Annotated in this window: 20 protein-coding genes; 13 read left to right on the top strand and 7 right to left on the bottom strand. The window is 71.4% G+C overall.

From position 1 onward, the window contains the following. Positions 1 to 26 precede the first annotated feature (26 nt). The 4 genes from ACGFNV_RS08255 to ACGFNV_RS08240 form a co-directional block, all read right to left on the bottom strand. The gene (locus ACGFNV_RS08255) at positions 27 to 296 is read right to left on the bottom strand and encodes a hypothetical protein (RefSeq protein ID WP_393621457.1); all 270 of its coding nucleotides are present in this window, start codon (positions 294 to 296) and stop codon (positions 27 to 29) included. Between the two features lie 206 nt (positions 297 to 502). After that, positions 503 to 730, bottom strand: a complete 228-nt coding sequence (locus tag ACGFNV_RS08250) for a DUF3107 domain-containing protein (RefSeq protein WP_037674258.1) — start codon at positions 728 to 730, stop codon at positions 503 to 505. Positions 731 to 875: 145 nt separating this feature from the next. Further along, a complete protein-coding gene (locus ACGFNV_RS08245) occupies positions 876 to 1520 on the bottom strand; it encodes a TetR/AcrR family transcriptional regulator (protein WP_133927234.1) in 645 nt (214 codons plus the stop codon). A 240-nt stretch (positions 1521 to 1760) separates the two neighbouring features. Beyond that, the gene (locus ACGFNV_RS08240; protein ID WP_393620449.1) at positions 1761 to 1985 is read right to left on the bottom strand and encodes a hypothetical protein; all 225 of its coding nucleotides are present in this window, start codon (positions 1983 to 1985) and stop codon (positions 1761 to 1763) included. Positions 1986 to 2147: 162 nt separating this feature from the next. On the opposite strand from ACGFNV_RS08240, the gene ACGFNV_RS08235 reads away from it, so the two are divergent. From ACGFNV_RS08235 to moeZ, 12 genes are all read left to right on the top strand, one after another. After that, positions 2148 to 3173 (top strand): alpha/beta fold hydrolase, encoded by a 1026-nt coding sequence (locus ACGFNV_RS08235; RefSeq protein ID WP_393620447.1) that lies wholly within the window; start codon positions 2148 to 2150, stop codon positions 3171 to 3173. A 71-nt stretch (positions 3174 to 3244) separates the two neighbouring features. After that, positions 3245 to 4516, top strand: coding sequence for a DUF3152 domain-containing protein (locus ACGFNV_RS08230; protein ID WP_393620445.1), 1272 nt, complete (start codon positions 3245 to 3247; stop codon positions 4514 to 4516). A gap of 57 nt (positions 4517 to 4573) precedes the next feature. After that, positions 4574 to 4666 (top strand): Ms4533A family Cys-rich leader peptide, encoded by a 93-nt coding sequence (locus ACGFNV_RS08225; RefSeq protein ID WP_393620443.1) that lies wholly within the window; start codon positions 4574 to 4576, stop codon positions 4664 to 4666. 169 nt (positions 4667 to 4835) lie between these two features. Then, entirely contained in the window at positions 4836 to 6557 is a 1722-nt protein-coding gene (locus ACGFNV_RS08220) for an ABC transporter substrate-binding protein (RefSeq protein ID WP_393620441.1), read from the top strand. A gap of 4 nt (positions 6558 to 6561) precedes the next feature. Further along, positions 6562 to 7584, top strand: coding sequence for an ABC transporter permease (locus tag ACGFNV_RS08215; RefSeq protein WP_393620439.1), 1023 nt, complete (start codon positions 6562 to 6564; stop codon positions 7582 to 7584). Further along, positions 7581 to 8579: an ABC transporter permease gene (locus ACGFNV_RS08210; RefSeq protein WP_393620437.1), complete on the top strand. Its 999-nt coding sequence runs from the start codon at positions 7581 to 7583 to the stop codon at positions 8577 to 8579. Before ACGFNV_RS08215 ends, ACGFNV_RS08210 begins: the two co-directional genes overlap by 4 nt. After that, complete coding sequence (locus ACGFNV_RS08205; RefSeq protein ID WP_393620435.1) at positions 8576 to 10189, top strand: dipeptide ABC transporter ATP-binding protein; 1614 nt, start codon at positions 8576 to 8578, stop codon at positions 10187 to 10189. The genes ACGFNV_RS08210 and ACGFNV_RS08205 overlap by 4 nt, the downstream gene beginning before the upstream one ends. 226 nt (positions 10190 to 10415) lie before the next feature. After that, on the top strand, positions 10416 to 12092 hold the full coding sequence (locus ACGFNV_RS08200) for a DUF3492 domain-containing protein (protein ID WP_393620433.1): 1677 nt from the start codon (positions 10416 to 10418) through the stop codon (positions 12090 to 12092). Positions 12093 to 12124: 32 nt separating this feature from the next. Then, the gene (locus ACGFNV_RS08195; RefSeq protein ID WP_393620431.1) at positions 12125 to 13663 is read left to right on the top strand and encodes a hypothetical protein; all 1539 of its coding nucleotides are present in this window, start codon (positions 12125 to 12127) and stop codon (positions 13661 to 13663) included. 132 nt (positions 13664 to 13795) lie between these two features. Next, positions 13796 to 14755, top strand: coding sequence for an NAD-dependent epimerase/dehydratase family protein (locus ACGFNV_RS08190; RefSeq protein ID WP_393620429.1), 960 nt, complete (start codon positions 13796 to 13798; stop codon positions 14753 to 14755). Continuing rightward, positions 14743 to 15492 carry a spherulation-specific family 4 protein gene (locus ACGFNV_RS08185; RefSeq protein WP_393620427.1) on the top strand — a complete coding sequence of 250 codons (750 nt, stop codon included), beginning with the start codon at positions 14743 to 14745 and terminating at the stop codon, positions 15490 to 15492. Before ACGFNV_RS08190 ends, ACGFNV_RS08185 begins: the two co-directional genes overlap by 13 nt. A 63-nt stretch (positions 15493 to 15555) precedes the next feature. After that, entirely contained in the window at positions 15556 to 16734 is a 1179-nt protein-coding gene (gene moeZ, locus ACGFNV_RS08180) for an adenylyltransferase/sulfurtransferase MoeZ (RefSeq protein WP_393620425.1), read from the top strand. A gap of 71 nt (positions 16735 to 16805) precedes the next feature. Here moeZ and ACGFNV_RS08175 read toward each other — a convergent pair whose 3' ends face one another. From ACGFNV_RS08175 to ACGFNV_RS08165, 3 genes are all read right to left on the bottom strand, one after another. After that, the gene (locus ACGFNV_RS08175; RefSeq protein ID WP_393620423.1) at positions 16806 to 18371 is read right to left on the bottom strand and encodes an alpha/beta hydrolase; all 1566 of its coding nucleotides are present in this window, start codon (positions 18369 to 18371) and stop codon (positions 16806 to 16808) included. A 136-nt stretch (positions 18372 to 18507) separates the two neighbouring features. Continuing rightward, on the bottom strand, positions 18508 to 20052 hold the full coding sequence (locus tag ACGFNV_RS08170) for an alpha/beta hydrolase (protein WP_393620421.1): 1545 nt from the start codon (positions 20050 to 20052) through the stop codon (positions 18508 to 18510). Positions 20053 to 20153: 101 nt separating this feature from the next. Beyond that, the gene (locus tag ACGFNV_RS08165; protein ID WP_393620420.1) at positions 20154 to 22898 is read right to left on the bottom strand and encodes a lysylphosphatidylglycerol synthase domain-containing protein; all 2745 of its coding nucleotides are present in this window, start codon (positions 22896 to 22898) and stop codon (positions 20154 to 20156) included. Between the two features lie 186 nt (positions 22899 to 23084). On the opposite strand from ACGFNV_RS08165, the gene ACGFNV_RS08160 reads away from it, so the two are divergent. Continuing rightward, the gene (locus ACGFNV_RS08160; protein WP_393620418.1) at positions 23085 to 23471 is read left to right on the top strand and encodes an MGMT family protein; all 387 of its coding nucleotides are present in this window, start codon (positions 23085 to 23087) and stop codon (positions 23469 to 23471) included. Positions 23472 to 23746: the final 275 nt, after the last annotated feature.

Here is a 23746-nt window from a genome sequence, read left to right as displayed (position 1 = left end):
CGCGTCGCCGGTGTCTGCCCCGGGGCCTACGCCGGCGCCGAGCGCCGGCGGAGTCGCCCCGACGGGCGCAGCAGGAGCGAGAGCGACGCCGTGGAGACGATCGCGGCTCCGGCGAGGATGGCGAGGAAGCTGCCGGGGTCCAGGGCGCTGTGCGTGACGAAGGCGCCGAAGAGGGCCCCGGCGACGCCGGTCGCCAGCACCAGTGAGCGGATGGGCAGGCGGTGCGACAACCGGTGCATCGCCGCCGCTGCCAGGGCAAGACCGAGCGCAGCGGAGGCGAGCGCTTCCAACAACATCATGGGGGTCCCTCCCACACGGGCGGCCGTGCATTGCGGTCGTCGTCCGTTTTACCCCTGACCTGCGGAATTCAATCCCCCCTGGGGCCGACTTGTGCGCCGTCTGTGGAAGGCGGGCAAGGCGGGCAAGCCGGGAGGGCGGCGGACGAGGGCAAACGAAGAGGGCCCGGCGACGGAGAGTCGCCGGGCCCTCTTCTCGCATGTGCCTAGAGCGCGCCGAAACCCACCTTGCGCGGGGCCGGCTCGCCGAGTTCGACGTAGGCGAGGCGGTCCGCCGGGACCAGGACCTTGCGGCCGTGCTCGTCCACGAGGCTCAGCAGTGCCGACTTGCCGGCCAGCGCCTCGGACACCGCCCGCTCGACTTCCTCGGCACTCTGACCGCTCTCCAGAACGATCTCGCGGGGCGCGTGCTGCACGCCGATCTTGACCTCCACGGCTATGTCCCTCCGACGGTCAGTGAAGTGCGCGACTACCGCGCCGTACGCTGCACACATTAGCCCGGTGAGGGGACGTTCACCCTCCGCCCCCGAACGCCAGGAGCGAACAGCCGACGGGAACAAACTCCCGAGGCGGCCCGACTCAGTGGTGCTGGTCGATGCCGTGCAGCGGGAATCCCGCGATGCCACGCCAGGCCAGGGACGCCAGCAGCTGCACCGCCTGGTCGCGGGGGACGCTGCGGTCGCTGTGCAGCCAGGAGCGGGCCACCACCTGCGCGAGACCGCCCAGACCGGAGGCGAGCAGCATCGACTCCGCGCGCGAGAGGCCGGTGTCCTCGGCGATGACGTCGCAGATCGCCTCGGCGCAGTCGTTGGTGACCTTGTCGACACGCTCGCGCACCGCGGGCTCGTTCGTCAGGTCCGACTCGAAGACCAGCCGGAAGGCGCCGCCCTCGTCCTCGACGTACGCGAAGTACGCGTCCATCGTCGCCCGCACGCGCTGCTTGTTGTCGGTCGTCGACGCCAGCGCGCCGCGCACGGCCTGGATCAGCGACTCGCAGTGCTGGTCCAGCAGGGCGAGGTAGAGGTCGAGCTTGCCGGGGAAGTGCTGGTAGAGCACGGGCTTGCTGACACCGGCGCGCTCGGCGATGTCGTCCATCGCCGCCGCGTGGTAGCCCTGCGCCACGAAGACTTCCTGGGCGGCGCCCAGCAACTGGTTCCGCCGGGCACGGCGCGGCAGGCGCGTGCCTCGCGGGCGTGCCGCCTCTGTCTGCTCGATGGCTGTCACGCCGCCTCCCAAAGTCGTCCACATGCGGTCTGCGCCGCGCCGCCATCGTACTTTTCGGTAACCGCCCTGTGCGCGGTGTGCGTGCAGAATTTCACGGACCGGACGGGGGTGAAAGCGGTACAGAGTGTTTCAAGCAGGGGTGGACAGGGCAAAAAAGGGCCTCGTTCCTGATGGGCCGACGTCCGGCGCCGGTGGTCGTCGTTCCGGCGGCGGTCGTCGTCGCGGTCGTCCCGGCAGTCGTCAGCGGTAGTCGTCCTCGTCGAGGGAGACGACACGCGCCTGCTCCGCGAGGTCGGCCTCGTTGGCGCGGGCAGGGTCCACGCCCTCGAGGGGGTCGTCGCGGTGCGGTGTGACGTCCGCGTGCTGCTCGGCGGCGTCGTGCTCCGGCGCCTCGACGTCGAACTCCGGGGCGTCCTCGTCCTTGAACTCCTCGAACGTCTCCGGGTCGGTCGGGTCGACGGCCATGGTGGGCTCCCTTCTTACGAACGTCCCTGGGAAACAGGGGCTACTTGCGGGTGCCCTGTGTATGAGCCTAGGAGACACCCGATGTGGACGCTATGCGATGTCCACGCCATCTGTGACGGCGAACACATGAACCACTGCGTGATCGTCTCGTAACATTGCCGCATGTCTTCGACCGAACTGCCGCCCGTACCGGCCACCGTCCTTCCGAAGGTGTCGCCCGTCAGGGTCGCGGAGGGCGAACGACTCAGGTCCGTCGGACTGCCCGGGGTCACGCTCTCGGTGCGGTCGAGGCCACCCGCGCGCGAGGGGCTGCCACCCGCGCTCTTCGTTCATGGCCTCGGCGGTTCCTCGCAGAACTGGTCGGCGCTGATGGAGCGGCTCGACGAGGTCGTCGACGGCGAGGCGGTCGACCTGCCGGGGTTCGGCGACTCACCGCCCCCGGACGACGGCAACTACTCGATCACCGGGCACGCGCGCGCGGTCATCCGTTACCTCGACGCCGCCGGACGCGGCCCCGTCCACCTCTTCGGCAACTCCCTCGGCGGCGCGATCAGCACGCGCGTCGCCGCCGTCCGGCCCGACCTCGTCCGAACGCTCACGCTCGTCTCGCCCGCGCTGCCGGAGCTGCGCGTGCAGCGCACCGCGGTGCCGACGGGACTGCTCGGAGTGCCCGGCGTGGCCGCGCTGTTCACCCGCGTCACCAAGGAATGGACGGCCGAACAGAGGGTTCGCGGGGTCATGGCGCTGTGCTACGGGGACCCCGGGCGGGTGTCGGCGGAGGCGTTCGGTCACGCGGTCGACGAACTGGAGCGGCGGCTTCAACTGCCGTACTTCTGGGACGCCATGACGCGCTCCGCGCGCGGGCTCGTCAACGCGTACACCCTGGGCGGCCAGCAGGGGCTGTGGCGCCAGGCCGAACGGGTCCTCGCCCCGACGCTCCTCGTCTACGGCGGCAGGGACCAGCTCGTCGGTTTCCGCATGGCCCAGAAGGCCGCCCGGGCCTTCCGTGACTCCCGCCTCCTCACCCTGCCGAACGCGGGACACGTGGCGATGATGGAATACCCCGATACGGTGGCGACGGCGTTCCGTGAACTGCTCGCCGGGACGGCCGACGGGGCCATTGCCCCGCCCGGGAACGACTCCCGCGCGGCGGCCGGGGCGTCCACCGGCACGAGCGCGGGGAGCTGAGGGGCGGCGTGGGACGCCACAGTCGACGGGGGCCCGCTCCGAAGAGCAACTCCAAGGGTGACGCATCGGACATGGCCGACCGGGATCGAATACCGGGGCCCGCCTCGGGACGGCAGACGCCTCCCACGGGCGGGACGACGGGGTACGGCGGATCGCGTCGGCCGGACGGCACCCCCGCGCACGGGGTGCCGAGACTCCCCGACGGCACCCCCGCCCAGGGCGTCCCGCACGTCCGCGGCGGACACCCCGAGCAGCGTGAACCCGGGGGTGGCTGGGGCGGCGGGGCGAGAGGTCGTTCCGGGGGCACGGGGCCCGTGATACCCCGTCAGCGGCGGGCGCCGGGTCCACGGCAGGAGTACCTCGACGCCTTCGGGCAGGGTGACGGAGCCTTCGCGTCGCGTGAGAGGAGCAAGGGCCAGACCTCCGCGCTCGCCTCGGGCCCCCACGCCTCCGCCACCGACTGGGACGCGGCCGTCCGGACCGGTGACCGCGGCGGCGCCGGCGACGCGCCGCCGAGCGCTGAGCGCGCCCCGGCCAAGGGCACCAAGGGGCGTACGTTCACCGGGATCGCGGCCGCGGCCGTCACGACCGTGCTGGCCGTCGTCGTGGCCGGACAGGTCACGCACGGCGACAACAACGAGGCCCGCTCGCAGTCCGCCACCGACCAGGCCAAGGACGCCCGTGGCTCCGGGGCCGGCGTCGACGGGCAGGCGAGCCCGTCCGCGGCTCCCGACGTGGTCCCGTTGACGTACGAGCAGAAGATGGGGACCAAGTACCCGCTCGGCGCCAAGCTCAAGGGCTCGGGGAAGTTCGACGTGATCCCCGGTGTCGACAAGGCGCCCGGCAAGGGGCAGAAGTACACCTACCGCGTCGACGTGGAGCAGGGGCTCGGACTCGACGGCGCGCTGTTCGCGCAAGCCGTGCAGAAGACGCTGAACGACAACCGGAGCTGGGCCCACGACGGCGCCCTCACCTTCGAGCGGATCTCCACCGGCAAGCCCGACTTCGTCATCACCCTGGCCAGCCCCGGCACGACCGCCGACTGGTGCGCCAAGTCCAGCCTCGACATCACCGAGGACAACGTCTCGTGCGACTCGGCCTCCACCGAACGCGTGATGATCAACGCCTACCGCTGGGCGCAGGGGTCGAAGACCTACGGTGACCAGATCTACGCCTACCGGCAGATGCTGATCAATCACGAGGTCGGTCACCGGCTCGGCCACGGCCATGTGACCTGCGACAAGGACGGCGAGCTCGCGCCGGTCATGCAGCAGCAGACGAAGTTCCTCGACCACGACGGGATCCACTGCAGGCCCAACCCCTGGGCCTACCCCGGGAGTTGACGCAGGGGCACTGATGTCACATTGACATGCGCGGAAAGTTCGACCATATTTCTGCGCATGTCGCCCCGTCCCGCCTCCCCTCACGCCGCCATCGAGCTGGCGCTGATCGGCGTGACCGCGCTCTGCGTGGCCGACATTCTCTGTAGCTGACGCCCGCCTCTGGTGTTCGCGTCGCGAATCTCTTCCCTTCTCCGTGACTTGAGTCACGTTCCATGACCTCGGTCATGGTCTTTCGACGACCTCGACGCCGGGCAGACGTCTGTTCATTTTCGTCTCACTCCTCGTCAATTTGTCTCACCATTCGAGAGGTCGTCTTCCGATGCGTCAACCGTCCGTGAACAGCGCCCGCGTGGCGACTGCCCTGCTGAGCCTGGTCGTGGCAGCGGGCGCCGCCGCCTGCGGGCCGAAGGACAACGATGCCAAGGGCAGCAGCGGTGGCGACGCCACGCCCCACAAGGGCGGCACCCTCACGATCCTGAACTCCACCCCGCAGCAGGACTTCGACCCCGCCCGCCTGTACACCTCCGGCGGCGGCAAGGTGCCCTCCCTCGTCTTCCGTACGCTCACCACGCGCAACCGCGAGAACGGCGCCGCCGGCGCCAAGGTCGTCCCCGACCTCGCGACCGACACCGGGCGCCCCAACAAGGACGCGACCGTGTGGACGTACACGCTCAAGGAGGGCCTGAAGTACGAGGACGGCACGCCGATCACCTCGGCCGACATCAAGTACGGCATCGAGCGCTCCTTCGCCGCCGAACTCTCGGGCGGCGCGCCCTACCTGAGGGACTGGCTGGTCGGCGGTGCCGACTACCAGGGCCCCTACAAGGACAAGGGCGGGCTCGACGCCATCGGGACGCCGGACGCGCGGACCATCGTCTTCCACCTGAACAAGCCCGAGGGCGAGTTCCCGTTCCTCGCCACGCAGACCCAGTTCGCGCCCGTCCCGAAGGCCAAGGACACCGGCACGAAGTACGAGGAGCACCCCATCTCCTCGGGCCCGTACAAGGTCGTCAAGAACGAGAACGACGGTGAGCGGCTCACGCTGGAGCGCAACACGTACTGGTCCGCCTCCACGGATGCCGAGCGCAAGGCGTACCCCGACAAGATCGACGTACGGTCCGGGCTCGACTCGTCCGTGATCAACCAGCGGCTGTCCGCGTCCCAGGGGGCGGACGCGACCGCCATCACCACGGACACCAACCTCGGGCCGGCCGAGCTCGCCAAGGTCACCGGCGACAAGGACCTCGCCGCGCGCGTGGGCACCGGCCACTTCGGCTACACCGACTACATCGCGTTCAACCCGAACGTGAAGCCGTTCGACGACATCAAGGTGCGCCAGGCGATCTCGTACGCCGTCGACCGGTCGTCCGTGGTCAACGCGGCCGGCGGGTCGTCGCTGGCCGAGGCCGCGACCACCTTCCTGCCGAACCAGAAGTCCTTCGGCTACACGCCGTACGACCTGTTCCCGGCGGGGAAGACCGGTGACCCGGCGAAGGCCAAGGAACTGCTGGCGCAGGCGGGGCACAAGAACGGGCTCACCGTGACCCTGACCCACTCCAACAGCAAGGACTTCGAGACCAGCCCCGAGATGGCGACCGCCATCCAGGACGCACTCAAGAAGGCCGGCATCACCGTCAAGCTCCAGGGTCTCGAGGAGAACGACTACTCCGACAAGATCCACAACGCCAGGACCGAACCCGGGTTCTTCCTCGCGCACTGGGGTGCCGACTGGCCCTCCGGCGGCCCGTTCCTGGCGCCGATCTTCGACGGCCGGCAGATCGTCAAGGACGGCGCGAACTTCAACACGGGCTTCCTCAATGACAAGTCCGTCAATGACGAGATTGACGCGATCAACAAGTTGACCGATCTTGACGAGGCGGCCAAGCGATGGGGTGCGCTGGACAAGAAGATCGGTGAGCAGGCGCTGACCGTCCCGCTGTTCCACCCCGTCTACAAGCGGCTGTACGGCAAGGACATCCGCAACATCGTCATCAGCGACTGGGACGGCGTCCTGGACCCCTCGCAGGTCGCGGTGAAGTGACGTCGTGAGCGAAGCACTTCTCGCCACCCCGGCCCCGGGGACGGACACCGCCGTCCCCGGGGCCTCGGGGGCTCGTCAGTTCTGGCGGCGGCTGCGGGCGCAGCGCGCCGCCCTCGTCGCGGCGGTCGTCGTCGCGCTGCTCGTCCTGATCGCGCTCGCCGCGCCGCTGCTCACGGCGATCGAGGGCCAGGACCCCACCGCCTACCACCCGTCTCTCATCGACTCCGCGCGCGGCGGTGTGCCCGTCGGACCGCTCGGCGGCATCAGTGGCGACCACTGGCTCGGCGTGGAACCGCAGACCGGCCGTGACCTGTTCGCTCGCCTGGTGTACGGCGCGCGGGTCTCGCTCGCAGTCGCACTGGCGGCGACCGTCGTCCAGGTCGCCATCGGCGTCGTGGTCGGGGTCGCCGCCGCGCTCGGGAACCGATGGGTTGATCAACTGTTGAGCCGCATCACCGACATCTTCGTGGCCCTGCCATTGATGATCATGTCGTTGGCGCTGCTCGCCATCGTGCCGTCGAGCTTCCCCCGGCCCGTGCTGGTCGCCCTCGTCATCGGCCTGATCGCCTGGGGCAACATCGCGAAGATCGTGCGCGCGCAGACCCTCACCCTCAAGGGGCTCGACTACGTCGCCGCCTCCCGGCTGAGTGGCTGGGGCACCTGGCGGGTCGCCCGCCGCGAACTGCTGCCCGGGCTCGCCGCGCCCGTCCTCACCTACGCGGCGATCCTCGTCCCGCAGAACATCACCGTCGAGGCCGCGCTGTCCTTCCTCGGCGTCGGTGTGAAGCCGCCGACCCCCTCGTGGGGGCAGATGCTGACCGCCGCCGACGTCTGGTACCAGGCCGCGCCGCAGTACCTGCTGCTGCCGGCGGGCGCCCTGTTCGTGACCGTCCTGGCGCTCACCGTCCTCGGCGACGGCGTCCGCACGGCCCTCGACCCGCGCGCCGCCTCCAGGCTGCGCGTCGGAACGGGCCGCAGGCGGGAGACCAGGGCCGACACCGCCGCCCCGAAGGGTGGTGCCTCATGACCGGCTTCACGGGCTTCGTCCTGCGCCGAGCCCTCGGCATGGCGATCACCCTGTTCGCCATCTCGGTGATCGTCTACGTGGTCTTCTACGTCACCCCCGGCAACGTCGCCCAGATCACCTGCGGGCCGCGCTGCTCACCCGCCCAGGTGCACCAGGTCGCGCAGCAACTGCACCTCGACGACCCGCTGTACGCGCGCTACTGGCACTTCCTCCAGGGCGTCTTCGTCGGCCAGGACTACTCGACGGGCACCTCGGTGCAGCACTGCTCGGCGCCCTGCCTCGGCCTGTCGTACCAGAGCGACCAGCAGGTCACCGCGCTGATCCTGACGAAGCTGCCGGTCAGCCTGTCGCTCGTGTTCGGCGCGATGGTCGTGTGGCTGATCCTCGGCGTCGGCACCGGCGTGCTCTCGGCGTGGCGGCGCGGCAGGCTCACCGAGCGGCTGCTGACCGGCATCACGCTCGCGGGCGTCGCCACGCCCGTCTTCGTCATCGGCCTGGTCCTGATGATCGTCGTCTGCGGCGAACTGGAGCTGCTGCCCTTCCCGCAGTACGTCGCCCTGACCGACGACCCCGAACAGTGGGCGTGGAACCTGCTGCTGCCCTGGCTCTCGCTGGCCCTCATCGAGGCAGCCGCGTTCGCCCGGCTGACCAGGGCGTCGATGCTGGAGACGCTCGCCGAGGACCACATCCGGACCTTCCGCGCCTACGGCGTCGGCGAGCGGTCGATCATCGGGCGGCACGCGCTGCGCGGGGCGTTCGCCCCGGTCATCGCGCTGAACGCCAACAACTTCGGGGGCGCGGTCGGCGGCGCCGTGCTCACCGAGACGCTCTTCGGCCTGCCCGGCATCGGACAGGAGCTGGTGCATGCCGTCAACGTCGTCGACCTTCCCGTGGTCGTCGGAATGGTCCTGGTCATCGGATTCTTCGTGGTCGTCGCCAACGCCGTAGCCGACGTGCTGTACGCGGTGGCCGACCGACGGGTGGTGCTGGCATGAGTCTCGTCGAGGTCACTGATCTCACCGTCGAGTTCGGCGAGCTGCGCGCCGTCGACGGACTGTCCTTCACGCTGGAGCAGGGCGCCGCCCTCGCCCTGGTCGGCGAGTCCGGCTCCGGCAAGTCCACGGTCGCCTCGGCCCTGCTGGGTCTGCACCGCGGCACGGGCGCGCGGGTCGGCGGCTCGGTCCGGGTGGCCGGCACCGACGTACGGGCCGCGTCCGGCGAGGAGTTGCGGCGGCTGCGCGGCGGGAAGGCCGCCATGGTCTTCCAGGACCCGCTGTCGTCCCTCGACCCGTACTACGCCGTCGGCGACCAGATCGCCGAGGTGTACCGCGTGCACACGCGCGCGTCCCGGCGAGCGGCACGCGCGCGTGCGGTCGAGGTGCTCGACCGGGTCGGCATTCCGGACGCGCCGCGGCGGTCCCGGTCACGCCCGCACGAGTTCAGCGGCGGCATGCGCCAGCGGGCCCTGATCGCCATGGCGCTCGCCTGCGAGCCCGACCTGCTCATCGCGGACGAGCCGACGACCGCGCTCGACGTGACCGTCCAGGCCCAGATCCTCGACCTGCTGCACACGCTGCGCGAGGAGACCGGCATGGGGCTGCTGCTCGTCACGCACGACGTGGGCGTCGCCGCCGAGAGCGTCGACGAGGTGCTGGTCATGCGGCACGGACGGACGGTCGAGCACGGGGAGGTGGGGGCGGTGCTGGGGGCGCCCACGGAGGCGTACACACGGGAGCTGTTGGGGTCCGTGCCTCGGGTGGATGCGGCTCGGGTGAAGGTGCACCGGCCGGCGGCGTCCGAGGGTGCGTCCGGGGAGGTCGTACTGGAGGCGACCGGACTCAGGCGGGACTTCGGGCGCGGGAGGCGGGCGTTCACGGCCGTGGACGACGTGTCGCTGACGATCCACCGGGGCGAGACCCTCGGCATCGTGGGCGAGAGCGGCAGCGGCAAGACGACACTGGGCCGCATGCTGGTCGGGCTGCTGGAGCCCACGGCGGGGGAGATCCGCTTCGACGGTCGTGCGCGGTCGCGGGTGGACCCGGCCGTGCAGATGGTCTTCCAGGATCCCGTCTCCTCGCTCAACCCCCGCCGCAGCGTGGGCGAGTCGATCGCCGATCCGCTGCGTGCGCGCGGGGAGAAGGACGAGGCCCGCGTGCGCGGGCGCGTGCGGGAACTGCTGGAGCGCGTCGGGCTCGAAGGGGCGCACTTCGAGCGCTACCCGCACGAGTTCAGCGGGGGGCAGCGTCAGCGCGTCGGCATCGCCCGGGCGCTCGCGGCCGACCCGCGCGTCATCGTCTGCGACGAGCCGGTCTCCGCCCTCGACGTCACCACCCAGGCGCAGGTCGTGGCCCTGCTCGCCGAACTGCAGCGCGAACTCGGGCTCGCCCTCGTCTTCGTCGCGCACGACCTCGCCGTCGTACGCCAGGTCAGCGACCGGGTCGCGGTGATGCGTCGGGGCCGGATCGTCGAGGAGGGCCCCGCCGACGAGGTGTACGAGTCGCCCCAGGCCCCGTACACCAAGCAGCTCCTGGCCGCGGTGCCGGCCCTCGACCCGGCGGTCGCGGCCCGGCGCCGGGCGGCGCGCCGGGAGTTGGCGGTGGTGTGAGAGCGCCCTCCTATGAGATGACCGCGATGGCCGTGACGTTTCGTGTGTGATTGATCTCCTAGCGCGACGGAACGCGACCTGCACGGGAAAGTTACGCCCGTTCACCCCTTTTGGTGGCGCGATGGACAACCGTCCGTCGCGCCACCACCTTGTCCGCATACGTTCTTCCCGCTGCGAGCCGTCGAGTCAACGGCGGCTCCCCTAACGGGAGATCGGGGGTGCACTCGTGCGCATCGGACTGCTTACGGAGGGTGGCTATCCGTATGTGAGCGGTGACGCCGGACTCTGGTGCGACCGGCTCGTGCGCGGGCTCGGGCAGCACGAGTTCGACATCTACGCGCTCAGCGGCAGCGAGCGCCAGGAGGACGAGGGCTGGGTCTCGCTGCCTCCCCAGGTGCACCGCGTGCGCACCGCGCCCCTCTGGGCGGCCGAGGACGACGGGGTCGTGTACGGACGCCGTGCGCGCCGCAGGTTCGAGGAGTCCTACGGCGCGTTGGCTGCCGCGCTCTGCCAGGGGGGTGCGTCGGACACCTCCGCCGATTCGTCGGGTGCCGAGGCGGACCGTTTCGGCAACGCGCTGTACGGCCTTGCCGAGCTCGCCCGCGACGAGGGCGGCCTGGTGGGCGCACTCCGGTCCGAAGGTGCTGTGCGCATCCTGGAACGCGCCTGCCGTGCGCCCGGCGCACTGCGCACGGCGCACGAGGCGCGAGTACCGGAACTGCTCGCCGTCGCGGGACACCTCGAACGCGCCCTGCGCCCCCTCTCGCTCGACTGGTACGAGGACGACGGTCTCGGCGCGGTCGACCTCTGCCATGCCGCGTCCGGCGGTGCGGCGGCCCTGCCCGGGCTGCTCGCCCGGCACTTCTCGGGCGTGCCCCTGCTGGTGACCGAGTACGGGGTGCGGTTGCGGTCGCACTACCTCGCGTCCACCGCCGGTCCGGCTCAGGAGTCCGCTCCCGCCGTCCGCGCCCTGCTCGCCGCCTTCCACGGCAGGCTCGCCGCGGAGGTGTACGGGCAGGCGGCGTGCGTCACCCCCGGCAACGCACACGCCCGGCGCTGGCAGGAACGCTGCGGCGCCGACCGGGCGAAGCTGCGCACCGTCCACCCGGGCATGGACGCCTCCCGCTTCGCGGAGGTCGGCGAGGCCCCTGACACCGCCGACCCGCACACGCTGGTCTGGATCGGTCGGGTGGAGCCCGCCAAGGACCTGGTCTCGCTGCTGCACACCTTCGGGGAGGTCCGCAAGGGGGAGCCGAAGGCGCGGCTGCGCATCGTCGGCGCTCCCGCCGGGGCCGAGGGCGCGGCCTACCTCGGGCACTGCAAGGCGCTGGCCGCGCAGCTCTTCCCCGACGAGGCGGAGGGCCCGCACGTCGTGGGCGACAACCCGGTCTCGTTCGAGGAGGTCGGTGGCCCGGAGGCCCCGACGCTCGCCGAGACGTACGCGTCCGGTGCGGTGATCGTCCTCTCCAGCGTCGTCGAGGGCTTCCCGATCGGCCTGGTCGAGGCGATGTTCTGCGGCCGGGCGACGGTGTCGACGGACGTCGGCGCGGTCGTGGAGGTCATCGGCGGCACCGGCTTGGTCGTACCGCCGCGCAATCCGCGGGCGCTCGCCGAGGCGTGCGTGGCGTTGCTGCGCGATCCCGAGCGCCGTGCACGCCTGGGCGCCGCCGCCCGCGCCCGCGCGCTCGAACTGTTCACCGTCGAGCAGAACGTCGAGGCATTTCACGGCATTTACCTGGAGATCGTCTCCCGCTGCCCGATCACCCGCCTCGCTCTCGACGACACCGGCGATCCTCAGCCGTTCGCCGTCCCCGCCGAGGCCCACCTGCCCGGCCACTGGGCCGAGGCGGAACCACCGGCCGGAGCCACGGCCGGCAGCCCGGCGGTGGAGGCGGCGCGATGAGCGGGGGCGGTGCGATGAAGGGGGGCGGCGAGATGAACGAGGGCGGCGGAATTAATGGCGGCGAGCGACTGAGCCGTGCCGGGGTGCCCGCGCGTACTGGGGCGTGGGACGCGGCGGCGGAGGGGGTGGTTGCGTCGGAGGCGAGAGAGGCGAGTGCTGCTCGCAGCGTGCCGGACGAGGGGGAGGCGATGCCCCTTCGCGCGCCCGGCCTTGGGGAGGCGGTGTCCGGTCGCGCGCCGGGCCGTGGGGAGGCGGTGTCCGGTCGCGCGCCGGGCCGTGTACAGGCGGTCTCCGTCGGCGTTTCGGAGGAGGCCGAGGCGTGCGAGCCGGATTCCGCGGACGTGCCCCCCGCGCGCAAGCCGGAGGCCGACGACGCACTCCCCGCGCGCAAGCCGGAGCTCGACGACGTGCCCCCCGCGCGCAAGCCGGAGGCTGACGACGCACCCCCCGCTCGCAACCCGGACGCAGGCTCCTCCCGTCGTGGTGGCGTCGATCCCGTCAAGGTCCTGATGCACCGGCACCGTGAGCTGTGCGAACGGGCGGTGGACCCCCTGGAGATCGCCGCCGGCCTCGAGGCCCACGGCGTCACCGACAGGACCGCGGCCCGATTCCGCCACCGGGACGTCTTCTCGCTCGCGGAGGAGATGTACGCCCGCGTGCCCCGGGACGCCGCGCCACCTGCGAGCCCCACGTCACCCGCCGCCACCGGACCCCGCGTCGGCCGAGCCCTGCTCACCCTCCTCCCCGGCGCGCTCTGTGCCGCGACGATCGCCGGCGTACGCCTCACCCAGGGGCAGCCGCGCCTGATCGCCGCCGCCGCGGGTGTGCTCGCCGTCGCCCTGGGACTGCGCGCGGCCCTCCGCCGTGGCCCCCTTGGCCCTCGACAGGGCACGCACCCACGGCGGCGCGTCTCCAGCGTCTGGACCTGCTGGCTCCTCGCCTACGCCACCCTCGGTGACGGGCTGCTCGGCGCCGCTCTCGCCGGGGGCCCCGACAGCCTGCCCACGGGAGCGCCGGACGGCCCGTGGCCACTCGCCACCACGCCCTTGGCCGCCCTCACCCTCGCCTGTGCGCCCGCGGCCTGGACGACCCACCTCTTCACCGCGCGCGTGCGACGCAAACTGGCCGCCAGCCGTGGCCTGGATGAGTTCGCCACCTCCGTCCGACCGCTGCTGTTCGGCACGTTCGCCCTGTATCTAGGCGCGCTGACAGCCCTGCTCGCACTGTGCGCGGCGGTCCTGGACGAACCGGCCCCTTATCCGTCGGTCCTCACCCTGGGCGCTCTCCTCCTGCTCGCCCGCCTCCTCGCCGTGCACGGTCGCACCCATGCCCCGGCGGTCGTCCTGGCCGCCGCCGTCACGGCCCAGGCGGCCGCCCTCGCCACGGTCTTCACGGGCCGCCTGCCCGGCTGCGCCGCCCTGGCCGTGCCCGTCGAGACCCTCGTGGAGGTCTGGGGCCCTGCCGGTGTCCCGGCCCTCGTGTGCGGAGCGGCCGCCCTCGTCCTCCTGATCCACGCGGCCCGCACTCTCACCAGGGCCTCGGCCCACGCCCAGGCGGACCGCCCCTGGTGACCCGAAGACCGGCTCCCGAGCCGTCGCCCGACACCACCCACACCCCTGTCACCCATAAGGAGACCGCCAGATGACCACCTCCCGACCCGGCGCCACCGCCGCCGCCGGAGCGCAGACCCCGGGAGCCGCACGATGAGGGTCCTGCTGATCGGAGCCAACGGCTACCTCGGCCGCTTCGTGGCCGACCGCCTGCTCGCCGACCCGGCCGTCCAGCTCACCGCGCTCGGTCGCGGGGACGACGCCGACGTCCGCTTCGACCTCGCGACCGGCAGCCCCGGCGCGCTCACCCGCTTCTTCGACGCGGTCCACCCCGGTGTCGTCGTCAACTGCGCGGGCGCCACCCGCGGCGGCGCCCGCGAACTGACCCGGCACAACACCGTCGCTGTCGCCACCGTCTGCGAGGCTCTGCGCCGCAGCGGCTGCGGCGCCCGCCTGGTGCAGATCGGCTGCGGTGCCGAGTACGGCCCGAGCCAGCCCGGCTCCTCCACCGCGGAGGACGCCGTCCCCCGCCCGGGAGGCCCGTACGGCGTCAGCAAACTCGCCGCCACCGAACTCGTCCTGGGTTCCGGTCTGGACGCGGTGGTGCTGCGCGTCTTCTCACCCGCCGGACCCGGCACCCCGGCCGGTTCCCCGCTCGGCCGTCTCGCCGAGGCCATGCGCCGGGCCATGCAGTCCGGCGACGGCGAGCTCAAGCTCGGCGGACTCGGCGCCCAGCGCGACTTCGTCGACGTACGCGACGTCGCCCGCGCCGTGCACGCGGCCTCGCTCTCCGCCGCGCAGGGCGTCATCAACATCGGCTCGGGCCGCGCCGTGCGCCTGCGCGACGCCGCCACGACCCTCGCCCGCGTCGCCGGGTACGGCGGCGCCCTCCACGAACTCGACGGGCACCACGGCCCCCTGCGGTCCACCATCGGGCACCCGCGCTCCGAGTCGGACCACGCGTCCCCCGTCGCGTACCCGTACCCCGACGGCTGCGGCAGTTGGCAGCAGGCCGACGTGCGCACCGCGCGCGACCGGCTCGGATGGCGCCCCCGGATCAACCTGGAGGAGTCCCTCGCCGACATCTGGATGGAGGCGGCATGCCGTATCTGACCAGCTCGGCGACGGGCAGCGCGAGTACCGACGTCCGCCTCCGCTTCGGCGTTCCCGGCTTCGCGCACCCCCTTGTCGCCCGGGCCGAGTGGGGAGAACTCACCCGCCCCGGCACCCCTCTGCACTGGGTCGTCCTGAACGTGGCCGACGGCCCGGGCGTCCGCCCCGACCCGCACTGTCTGGAGGCGGCCGGGCGGCTGCGCAACACCGGCGTCCGCGTCCTCGGCCACCTCGACATCGCCCACGGCGTCCGCGCCTTCGCCGAAGTGGTCTCCGACGCGCAGCGCTACCTCGACTGGTACCAGGTCGACGGCTTCCTGCTGGACCGCTGCCCCGGCGAACGCGCGTCCCTCCCCGACATCCGCCGCGCGGTGACCACACTGCGCACCCTCCGCGACGGCGCCCACGTCGTCCTCGGGCACGGCATCCACCCCTACCCGGGCTACGCCGAGAACGCCGACCAGCTGGTGACCTTCTCCGGCCCCTGGAGCGACTACCGCTGGTCCCAGGTGGCCGAATGGACCGCCGACTACCCGCCCGACCGCTTCTGCCATTTCGTCCACGGCGTGCCCCGTGCCCACCTCGACGAAGCGCTGCGCGTCGCCCGCTGGCAGGGCGCGGCCACGATCTACTTCACCGACCGCACGGACCGCGACGGCCTCAGCGACCCCTGGGAGAACATGCCCGGCTACTGGGACGACATCGTCTCGCGCATCGGAACGGGTGTCTCGGAATGAAGAAGGCCATGGCAGTGTTACGGAGAGAACAACTGTAGTGATTGACCGACCAACGGAGTCCCCGTGTCGTTGCCACCCCTGGTCGAGCCCGCCTCCGAGCTCACCGTAGACGAGGTCCGCAGGTACTCCCGCCACCTGATCATCCCCGACGTCGGGATGGACGGGCAGAAGCGGCTGAAGAACGCCAAGGTGCTGTGTGTGGGCGCCGGCGGCCTGGGCTCGCCGGCGCTGATGTACCTGGCCGCGGCGGGCGTCGGCACGCTCGGCATCGTGGAGTTCGACGAGGTCGACGAGTCGAACCTGCAGCGCCAGATCATCCACAGCCAGTCCGACATCGGCCGTTCCAAGGCGGAGTCGGCGCGTGACTCCGTCCTGGGCATCAACCCGTACGTGAACGTGGTCCTTCACGAGGAGCGGCTCGAGGCCGACAACGTGATGGACATCTTCAGCCAGTACGACCTGATCGTCGACGGCACGGACAACTTCGCTACCCGCTACCTGGTCAACGACGCCTGCGTGCTGCTGAACAAGCCGTACGTGTGGGGCTCGATCTACCGTTTCGACGGTCAGGCCTCCGTCTTCTGGTCCGAGCACGGTCCCTGCTACCGCTGCCTCTACCCGGAGCCCCCGCCCCCCGGCATGGTCCCCTCGTGCGCCGAGGGCGGCGTCCTGGGCGTGCTGTGCGCGTCCATCGGCTCCATCCAGGTCAACGAGGCCATCAAGCTCCTCGCGGGCATCGGTGAGCCGCTCGTCGGTCGCCTGATGATCTACGACGCCCTGGAGATGCAGTACCGCCAGGTCAAGGTCCGCAAGGACCCGAACTGCGCGGTCTGCGGCGAGAACCCGACCGTCACCGAGCTCATCGACTACGAGGCCTTCTGCGGCGTCGTCTCCGAGGAGGCCCAGGAGGCGGCCGCCGGCTCGACGATCACTCCGAAGCAGCTCAAGGAGTGGATCGACGACGGCGAGAACATCGACATCATCGACGTCCGCGAGGTCAACGAGTACGAGATCGTCTCGATCCCGGGCGCCAGGCTGATCCCGAAGAACGAGTTCCTCATGGGCACCGCCCTGGAGAGCCTGCCCCAGGACAAGAAGATCGTCCTGCACTGCAAGACGGGTGTCCGCAGTGCGGAAGTCCTCGCCGTCCTGAAGTCCGCGGGCTTCTCCGACGCCGTCCACGTCGGCGGAGGCGTCATCGGCTGGGTCAACCAGATCGAACCCGACAAGCCGGTGTACTGAGCCTCGGCTCGTCCCGCTCTCCGATCGGCGGGGGCTTCGCGCACCACGAGTGCGCGAAGCCCCCGCCGTCGTCATGAGCAGACCTTGCCGTCCTTCGGGACCGTGCCGTCGAGGAGGTAGGAGTTCACCGTGGAGTCGACGCAGTCGTTGCCACTGCCGTAGGCGCCGTGGCCCTCGCCCTTCCAGGTGAGGACGACGCCGACGTTCTTGCCCAACTCGTCCGCCATCCTGCGGGCGCCCTCGTAGGGCGTGGCCGGGTCGCCGGTGTTGCCGACGACCAGGATCGGGGCGGCGCCCGGGGCGCTCACCTCCGGGGAGTCGTACTGACCGGGCACGGGCCAGTCGTGGCACCAGCCGGCCGTGTCCCAGGCCAGGAAGTCCCCGAAGACGGGGGAGATCTTCTCGAACTCGGGGAGCCGCTTCTTCGTCTCCTCCGCGGTGGGCCGCTGCTTGTCGTCCAGGCACGATATGACCCGCTGAGAATGGGTCGTGGTGCCGTAGCGACCCGAGGCGTCGCGCTCGTTGTAGCCGTCGGCCAGCGTCAGCAGCCCGGAGCCGTCCCCTTGTTCCGCCGCCTTCAGGGCGTTGGTCAGGCTCGGCCAGCCGGACTCGCTGTACAGGGGCAGGACGATGCCGGTGACCGCGAGGGTCTGCGTCAGCTTGCGGCCCGACGACGTCGGCAGCGGCTTGGCGTCGATGCGCTTCAGCAGGTCGGCGATCTTCTGTGTGCCCCGCCGTGGGTCCTGGCCGGTGGACTTCAGATAGTCGTCCAGGGCGCGCTGGAAGCCCCTCGCCTGGTTCTCGGCGTGGCCCACGGTGTCGGCGCTCGGGTCGACCACCGCGTCGAGGATCAGCCGCCCCACGTTCCGGGGGAAGAGGTGGGCGTAGACGCCGCCGAGTTCGGTGCCGTAGGAGATGCCGAAGTAGTGCATCTCACGGTCGCCGAGGACCTGGCGCATCAGGTCCATGTCCCGCGCGGTGTCAGTGGTCGACACATGGGCGAGCCGGTCCCCGGCGTCCTGCCGGCAGCCCTGGCCGAAGTCGTCGGCGTCCTGGAAGTACGCCCGTTCCTCGGCCGTGGTGTCCGGGGTGGCGTCGATCTTCTCCTCGGCCGCCTGGATCTCCTTGTCGCTGCGGCAGCGAACCCCGCCCGAGGCACCGACGCCCCGAGGGTCCCAGCTGACCAGGTCGTACCGCTCGCGCAACTGCGAGACCGTCGACGCGTACGACGGCATCGAGGACACACCGGAGCCGCCGGGGCCACCGAAGTTGAACAGCAGCGATCCGATGCGGTCCTTGCCGTCGGCCTTGGCGCGGATCAACGCGAGTTCGATCGTCGTGCCGTCCGGCTTCGCCCAGTCCAGCGGCGCCTTCAGCTTCGCGCACTGCCATTCGCTGTCCGGCGCGGGGGAGTCATCGGTCGCCCGGCACCGGCCCCAGTCGAGCTTCTGTGAGGTCAGGGACGAGGGCAGGGCCTTGGTCCCGGTGCCCGACGACGGCGCGAAGGCGGACGGGCGGTCACTGCCCCTGCCCTTGCTCCCCTTGCCGTTCTTGCCGTCGGACGACGAGCCGCTACAGCCCGTCACCAGCATCGCGGCGGCGGCGCCCAACGCCGTCCACCGGACGAAACGACCCATGCCATTCCCCCCTCGCAAGCCGTCCGCACTTCGGTCGCGGACGGCGGTCAGGCCATAGTAGGCGGACCGCGTCACACCTGCCGGACCCTGTGGATAACCCTTTGACCTGCACTCTTGCCCGGCAACATACGTCTCGCTAGGAGCAGACGGTCCCGGTGGCCGGCACCTTCCCGTCCAGCAGATAGCCGTTCACGGCGCCCTGCACGCACTTGTTCCTGCTCTCGTACGCGCCGTGCCCCTGCCCCTGGTACGTCAGCTCGACCCCGACACCCGGGCCCAGGGCGCCGACCATCTTCCTCGCGCCCTCGTACGGTGTGGCCGGGTCGCCGGTGTTGCCCACGACCAGGATCGGCGCCGATCCGGGCGCGCTGACGTCCGGGTGGTCGGCGGCGCCCGGCACCGGCCAGTCGGTGCAGCTGATGAGCCCCCAGGCGAGGTAGTCGCCGAACAGCGCCGACGTGGCCTGGAACTCCGGCATCTTCTCCTGCACGTAGCCGGTGTCGTAGCGGGGCTTGTAGTCGGCGCAGCTGATGGAGACGCCGGCGGAGGCGATGTTGCTGTACTCACCGTTCTCGCTGCGCCCGTTCAACGAGTCGGACAGCAGCAGCAGGATCCTGCCGTCCCCGTCGTACGCCTGTTCAAGGCCCTCGGTGAGGTACTGCCAGAAGTCCTTGGAATAGAGTGCCTGGGCGATGCCGCCGGTCGCGGCGCTCTGGGTCAGCTCACGGGGGAAGACGCCCGGGAGGGGCTTGCTGTCGAGGTCCTCGAGCAGCCGGGCGATACGGTCCTTCACGTCCTGCGGGGTGTCGCCGACCGGGCAGTCCTCGGTCTTCGAGGTGCAGTCCTCGGCGTAGTTGTCGAGCGCGCGCTGGAAGCCCTTGGCCTGTCCCAGCGAGCCCTGTTCCGGCGTCTGCGTCGGGTCGACGACCGCGTCGAAGACGGCACGGCCCACGTTCCGGGGGAACAGGTGGGCGTAGACGCCGCCGAGTTCGGTCCCGTAGGAGATACCGAAGTAGTGCAGCTTGTCGTCGCCGAGGACCTGGCGCATCAGGTCCATGTCGCGGGCCGCGTCGGTGGTGCGCACATGCGGCAGCACCTTCTCGGAGTTCTTCTCGCAGGCCTCGTTGAAGTTCTTGGTGTGGTCGACGAACTCGGCGCGCTCGGTGGCGTCGTCGGGCGTCATGTCCTGCTGGAAGTAGGCGTCGAGCTGTTGGTCGTCCTCACAGAGGACCGGGTCGCTGCGGCCGACCCCGCGCGGGTCGAAGCTCACCAGGTCGTAGCGGGTGCGCAGGGCCGCGTAGTCGTCGCCGAAGGCGGGCAGTGTCTTGACGCCGGAGCCGCCGGGGCCGCCGAAGTTGAACACGAGGGAGCCGATCCGTCTGCTCTTGTCGCCGCTCGCCTTCGCCCGGATCAGGGCGATCCCGATGGTGTCGCCCTTGGGCTTGTCCCAGTCGAGGGGCGCCTTGAGGGTGGCGCACTGCCACGGGTCGCCGTCCGGCAGGGGGGACGGAGCGTTGCCGCCGCCCTGCGCCGGGGACGGCGCCGGGCAGTCCTTCCAGCTCAGCTGCTGTGCCGACAGGTCCGTGTCCCCCGCGCCGTCGCCGCAGGCCGCCGCCGGCAAGGACAGCAGGACGGCGACGGCGACCAGGACGGCGGCCCGCGGACGGGAAGGGGTCGGCATGAACCCATCCTGCGGTTCGGCCCGGCAGGGCGCGCGGGGCACGGGCCGTCCGAGGTACGGCCGCCGCGGCCCTGGAGCACCTTGGCCGGGCCGTCGGCGTCCTACAGCGCGCCCTTTCGGGTCAATTGGTTGAAGGCCAGCCAGCCCGGCAGCACCGGGATCCACAGCGTCAGCAGCCGGAACAGCAGGACCGCGGGTGCCGCGACCTCCTTGGGCAGCCCGACGGCGATCAGACCGACCGTCAGGGTCGCCTCGACCGCGCCCACACCGCCCGGCGTCGGCGCGGCGGACCCGAGCGCGTTGCCGGCGAGGAAGACGACGGCGACGCTGGCGATGCTGAGGTTGGTCGACTCGTCGCCGAACGCGCGGATCGAGGCGTCCAGGCACATCACGAAGCAGGCGGTGAGCAGCAGCATGCCGCCGATGCCGGTGATCAGCTTCTGCGGCCGCTGCAGCACGTCCAGCATGCGCGGCACGACACCCGCGAACAGCGACCTCACGCGCGTGACGACGAATTTCCGCAGGAACGGCACCGAGGTCACCACGAGCACCAGGACCGCCACGGTGAGCAGACCTGCGATGACCGTCCGGGACGGCGACAACGACGGCGTCTTCTCAGTGCCGGTCAGATAGCCGAAGGACAGCAGCATCAGGATGTGACAGCCGAGCCCGAACAACTGGGAGGCGCCCACGCTCGCCACCGCGAGACCCGGCCGCACACCCGCGCGCTGGAGGAAGCGTGTGTTGAGGGCGACTCCGCCGACCGCGGCCGGGGCGACGATCTTGACGAACGACCCGGCGACCTGCGCCGCCACCGTCCGCGGGAACGGCACCCGCTCCGGCACGAACCCCAGCAGACTCATGGCCGCGGCGACGTAGCTCAGCGCCGAGAACAGTACGGCCGCGGCCACCCAGCCCCACTGCGCGTTGGCGACGAGCGGGCCGAACTCGATGTGGGTGAGCTGCGTCAGCAGGAAGTACGCGCCGATGGCGCCCGCGATGAAGCTGATCAGCGTGCGCGGCCGCACCCGCTCCAGGCGGGCCGGCTCGACCGGGGCCTGCGGCCTGATCCGCAGCACCTGGTGTCGGATCTGCGTGAGCAGATCGTCCTCGCGCGCCTCCTCCAGTGCCTCGTCGATGGCTCGCTTCTCGGCCCGTGCCTCCGCGCGTACGGCCTTCTTGTCGGCCTTGTCGGGTACGGACGCGGCCTTGTCGTCCCCGCCCGTCTCCAGCCGGGCCTGCTTGGCCTGCTGGGACGCCTCCAGGACCGCCTCGCGTTCGCGCTGGGCCCGCTCCCGGGCCAGTTTCCGCAGCGTCGCGCGCGTGGAGCGGCTGAGGGCGATGGGCTGCAGCATCGGCAGACAGCCCGCCACGCTGTCGGGGCCGAGCACGGCCACCGCCGTGTCCACCGCGCGCTCGGCCCCCACGCGCAGGCCCAGCGTCACCAGCAACTGGGAGATGTCCATGCGCAGCAGCAGGTCACCGGCCGCGATCTCGCCGACGCGCAGGTCGGTGAGGATCACCGTGCCGGAACGATCCACCAGGACCGCGTCACCCACGAGCCTGCGGTGCGCGATGCGCCGGGACTGCAGGGCCCGCACCTGGTGCCAGGTGTCCCGCAGCAGTTCGTCGGTGATCTCCTCGTCGGCCAGCGAGTCGAGGGTGCGGCCCCCGGTGTGCTCGTACACGAGCATCACGGCGTCGGGACCGAGTTCGCTGGTCGCGATCAGCTTGGGGGCGTTGGCGCCGGCCGCGATGGCCGCGTAGGCGAGCAGTGCCTCCTGCTCCAGGGCCTGGCGCAGCGACTGCAGACTGCTGCGCGTGGCGAAGCCGCGCAGGGTGAGATTGCGCCACGCGCGGTAGAAGAAGCCCTGGGCCTGCTGCTCACGGTCGACCACCGTCACGTCCAGCGGCGGCCCGTCCTCGAGGGTGACGAAGTACCGCCGGCCCCGGTCGCCGGTCTCCGGGGTGTCCGCGAGCTCCTCGCGCGCCGCGCTCACCGGGTGGAAGCCGACGTGCCGCAGGCCCGCCATCAGGTTCCGTCCGGTGGGACGGACGTTGGGGGAGCCGACCGCGTACAGCGTGCCGTAGGCGATGGTCCAGCCGATCAGCACCGTCAGGATGATCGAGAACGGTGTCGTGTAGCCGGTGACCAGCATGGAGAAGGCGTCGAGGAGCAGCACGATCCACAGCACCGCGCGCCAGCGCGGCCTGCGCGACATGCCGACGGCCGTCATGTAGGCGATGACCGGCGCGAGGTAGCCGTGCACCGGGTCGGTGAGGGCGTGGATGTCGCCGGGGGAGGGCTGGGTGAGCGCCTCCTGGATCGAGTCGGGAGCGGCCTTGGCGACCCACAGGTCGGTGGCCAGGGTCACTCCGTGTGCGAGGACGGCCGCGAGGACGCCGTCGGCGATGCGCAGCCCGTCGCGTTTGATCAGGCGCTCGATGGCGAACGCCACCGGGACCAGCAGGATGGCGATGCTGGAGGCCAGTCCCGCGATCTTGATCAGCAGGTCGGGCGCCTGCCCGGTGCCCTTGTTGATGTCCTGTTCCAGGCCCGAGGTGGTGCCGTGCGCGAACGCGGCGATCCCGAGCAGGACGACGATCGCGAGGACACCGACCAGGAGTCGCATCAGGTCGGAGGGGCGGTGCACGCGCGCGGGGAGCAGTGGTTCGTCGCCCTCGACCTCGTCGGCGTACACCTCGTCCACCACGTTGGCGTCCGTCTGCTTCTCGTCGGTGTTCGCGTCAGTGACGCCCTTTTCGCCTGCCTTGGGGGTGTCCGGGCGCGACGCAGCCGCAGAGGTGCCCTCCGTGTCCCCGGAATGCGCACCCTGCTGCTTCATCGTCTCTTCTTGATCTCGTATCACCGATCACCGCCCGCACGATGGTGGCATGCCCCACCGACACACGGGGGCATCAGGGTGCAAATGCGGGGGCGCACAGTCTGCCTGAAGCACCACTCCCGGGCGAGGGTCACGCACCGTCGCCAGGGCGTCACACTGTCGGTGGCGTGGGGCAGGATGGGACGGATGAGCGAGCAGAGCCATCCGGACGACACCGGCGCGGAGCACGCGGACGCGCTTCCCGAGTACGCCGAGCGTGTCCTCGAAGTCGCCGAACTGATCCCGCCGGGGCGTGTCATGACGTACGGCGACGTCGCCGAGTGGCTGGAGGAGGGCGGTCCGCGCCAGGTCGGCCGCGTGATGGCCCTCTACGGCGGAGCTGTGCCGTGGTGGCGCGTGGTGCGTTCCGACGGAGTGCTCCTCCCGGGCCACGAACTGCGGGCACTCGACCACTACCGCGCGGAGAGCACGCCCCTGAGGGTGGCGAGCAGGGCCGCCGAGGGCCATCTGCCCCGCCTCGACATGCGGCGGGCGCGATGGGACGGCGGCGAACGCGCGACGGGTCACACCTGACAGCTTCCGCCATCGGACCGGGTCGAGGGGAGTCCGTGGTCCGTACGGGGGAGACGGGGCACGTCCGTGGGATGACGTACGTTCGTGAGGCGAGGGACTCGCGTGGCGTACGCGCCCTGTGGGGCTGCCGGGAAGAAGGGGAAGCCCTCTTTCCGGTCCGCCCGTCGGCGTAGCGTCGGCTGCACGTGTCCCTCTCACCCCGCGGTCACCGCCCGCACCGCACGGCGGCCCGCCCCCGGCGCTCGCGCCGGCAGCGACAAGCCCATGCACTCCCA

Origin of the sequence: Streptomyces sp. NPDC048751 (assembly GCF_043198595.1) — a bacterium.
In the GTDB taxonomy this organism is placed as follows: domain Bacteria; phylum Actinomycetota; class Actinomycetes; order Streptomycetales; family Streptomycetaceae; genus Streptomyces.
The sequence above is the reverse complement of the archived record's forward strand: the minus strand, read 5'-3'. Positions and strand labels throughout refer to the sequence as shown.

Coding starts and splice junctions, on each gene's coding strand:
- ACGFNV_RS08255 (WP_393621457.1), bottom strand. CDS start 296: ATGTTGTTGGAAGCGCTCGCCTCCGCTGCGCTCGGTCTTGCCCTGGCA.
- ACGFNV_RS08240 (WP_393620449.1), bottom strand. CDS start 1,985: ATGGCCGTCGACCCGACCGACCCGGAGACGTTCGAGGAGTTCAAGGAC.
- ACGFNV_RS08235 (WP_393620447.1), top strand. CDS start 2,148: ATGTCTTCGACCGAACTGCCGCCCGTACCGGCCACCGTCCTTCCGAAG.
- ACGFNV_RS08230 (WP_393620445.1), top strand. CDS start 3,245: ATGGCCGACCGGGATCGAATACCGGGGCCCGCCTCGGGACGGCAGACG.
- ACGFNV_RS08225 (WP_393620443.1), top strand. CDS start 4,574: ATGTCGCCCCGTCCCGCCTCCCCTCACGCCGCCATCGAGCTGGCGCTG.
- ACGFNV_RS08220 (WP_393620441.1), top strand. CDS start 4,836: ATGCGTCAACCGTCCGTGAACAGCGCCCGCGTGGCGACTGCCCTGCTG.
- ACGFNV_RS08210 (WP_393620437.1), top strand. CDS start 7,581: ATGACCGGCTTCACGGGCTTCGTCCTGCGCCGAGCCCTCGGCATGGCG.
- ACGFNV_RS08205 (WP_393620435.1), top strand. CDS start 8,576: ATGAGTCTCGTCGAGGTCACTGATCTCACCGTCGAGTTCGGCGAGCTG.
- ACGFNV_RS08195 (WP_393620431.1), top strand. CDS start 12,125: ATGAACGAGGGCGGCGGAATTAATGGCGGCGAGCGACTGAGCCGTGCC.
- ACGFNV_RS08190 (WP_393620429.1), top strand. CDS start 13,796: ATGAGGGTCCTGCTGATCGGAGCCAACGGCTACCTCGGCCGCTTCGTG.
- ACGFNV_RS08185 (WP_393620427.1), top strand. CDS start 14,743: ATGCCGTATCTGACCAGCTCGGCGACGGGCAGCGCGAGTACCGACGTC.
- ACGFNV_RS08175 (WP_393620423.1), bottom strand. CDS start 18,371: ATGGGTCGTTTCGTCCGGTGGACGGCGTTGGGCGCCGCCGCCGCGATG.
- ACGFNV_RS08170 (WP_393620421.1), bottom strand. CDS start 20,052: ATGCCGACCCCTTCCCGTCCGCGGGCCGCCGTCCTGGTCGCCGTCGCC.
- ACGFNV_RS08165 (WP_393620420.1), bottom strand. CDS start 22,898: ATGAAGCAGCAGGGTGCGCATTCCGGGGACACGGAGGGCACCTCTGCG.
- ACGFNV_RS08160 (WP_393620418.1), top strand. CDS start 23,085: ATGAGCGAGCAGAGCCATCCGGACGACACCGGCGCGGAGCACGCGGAC.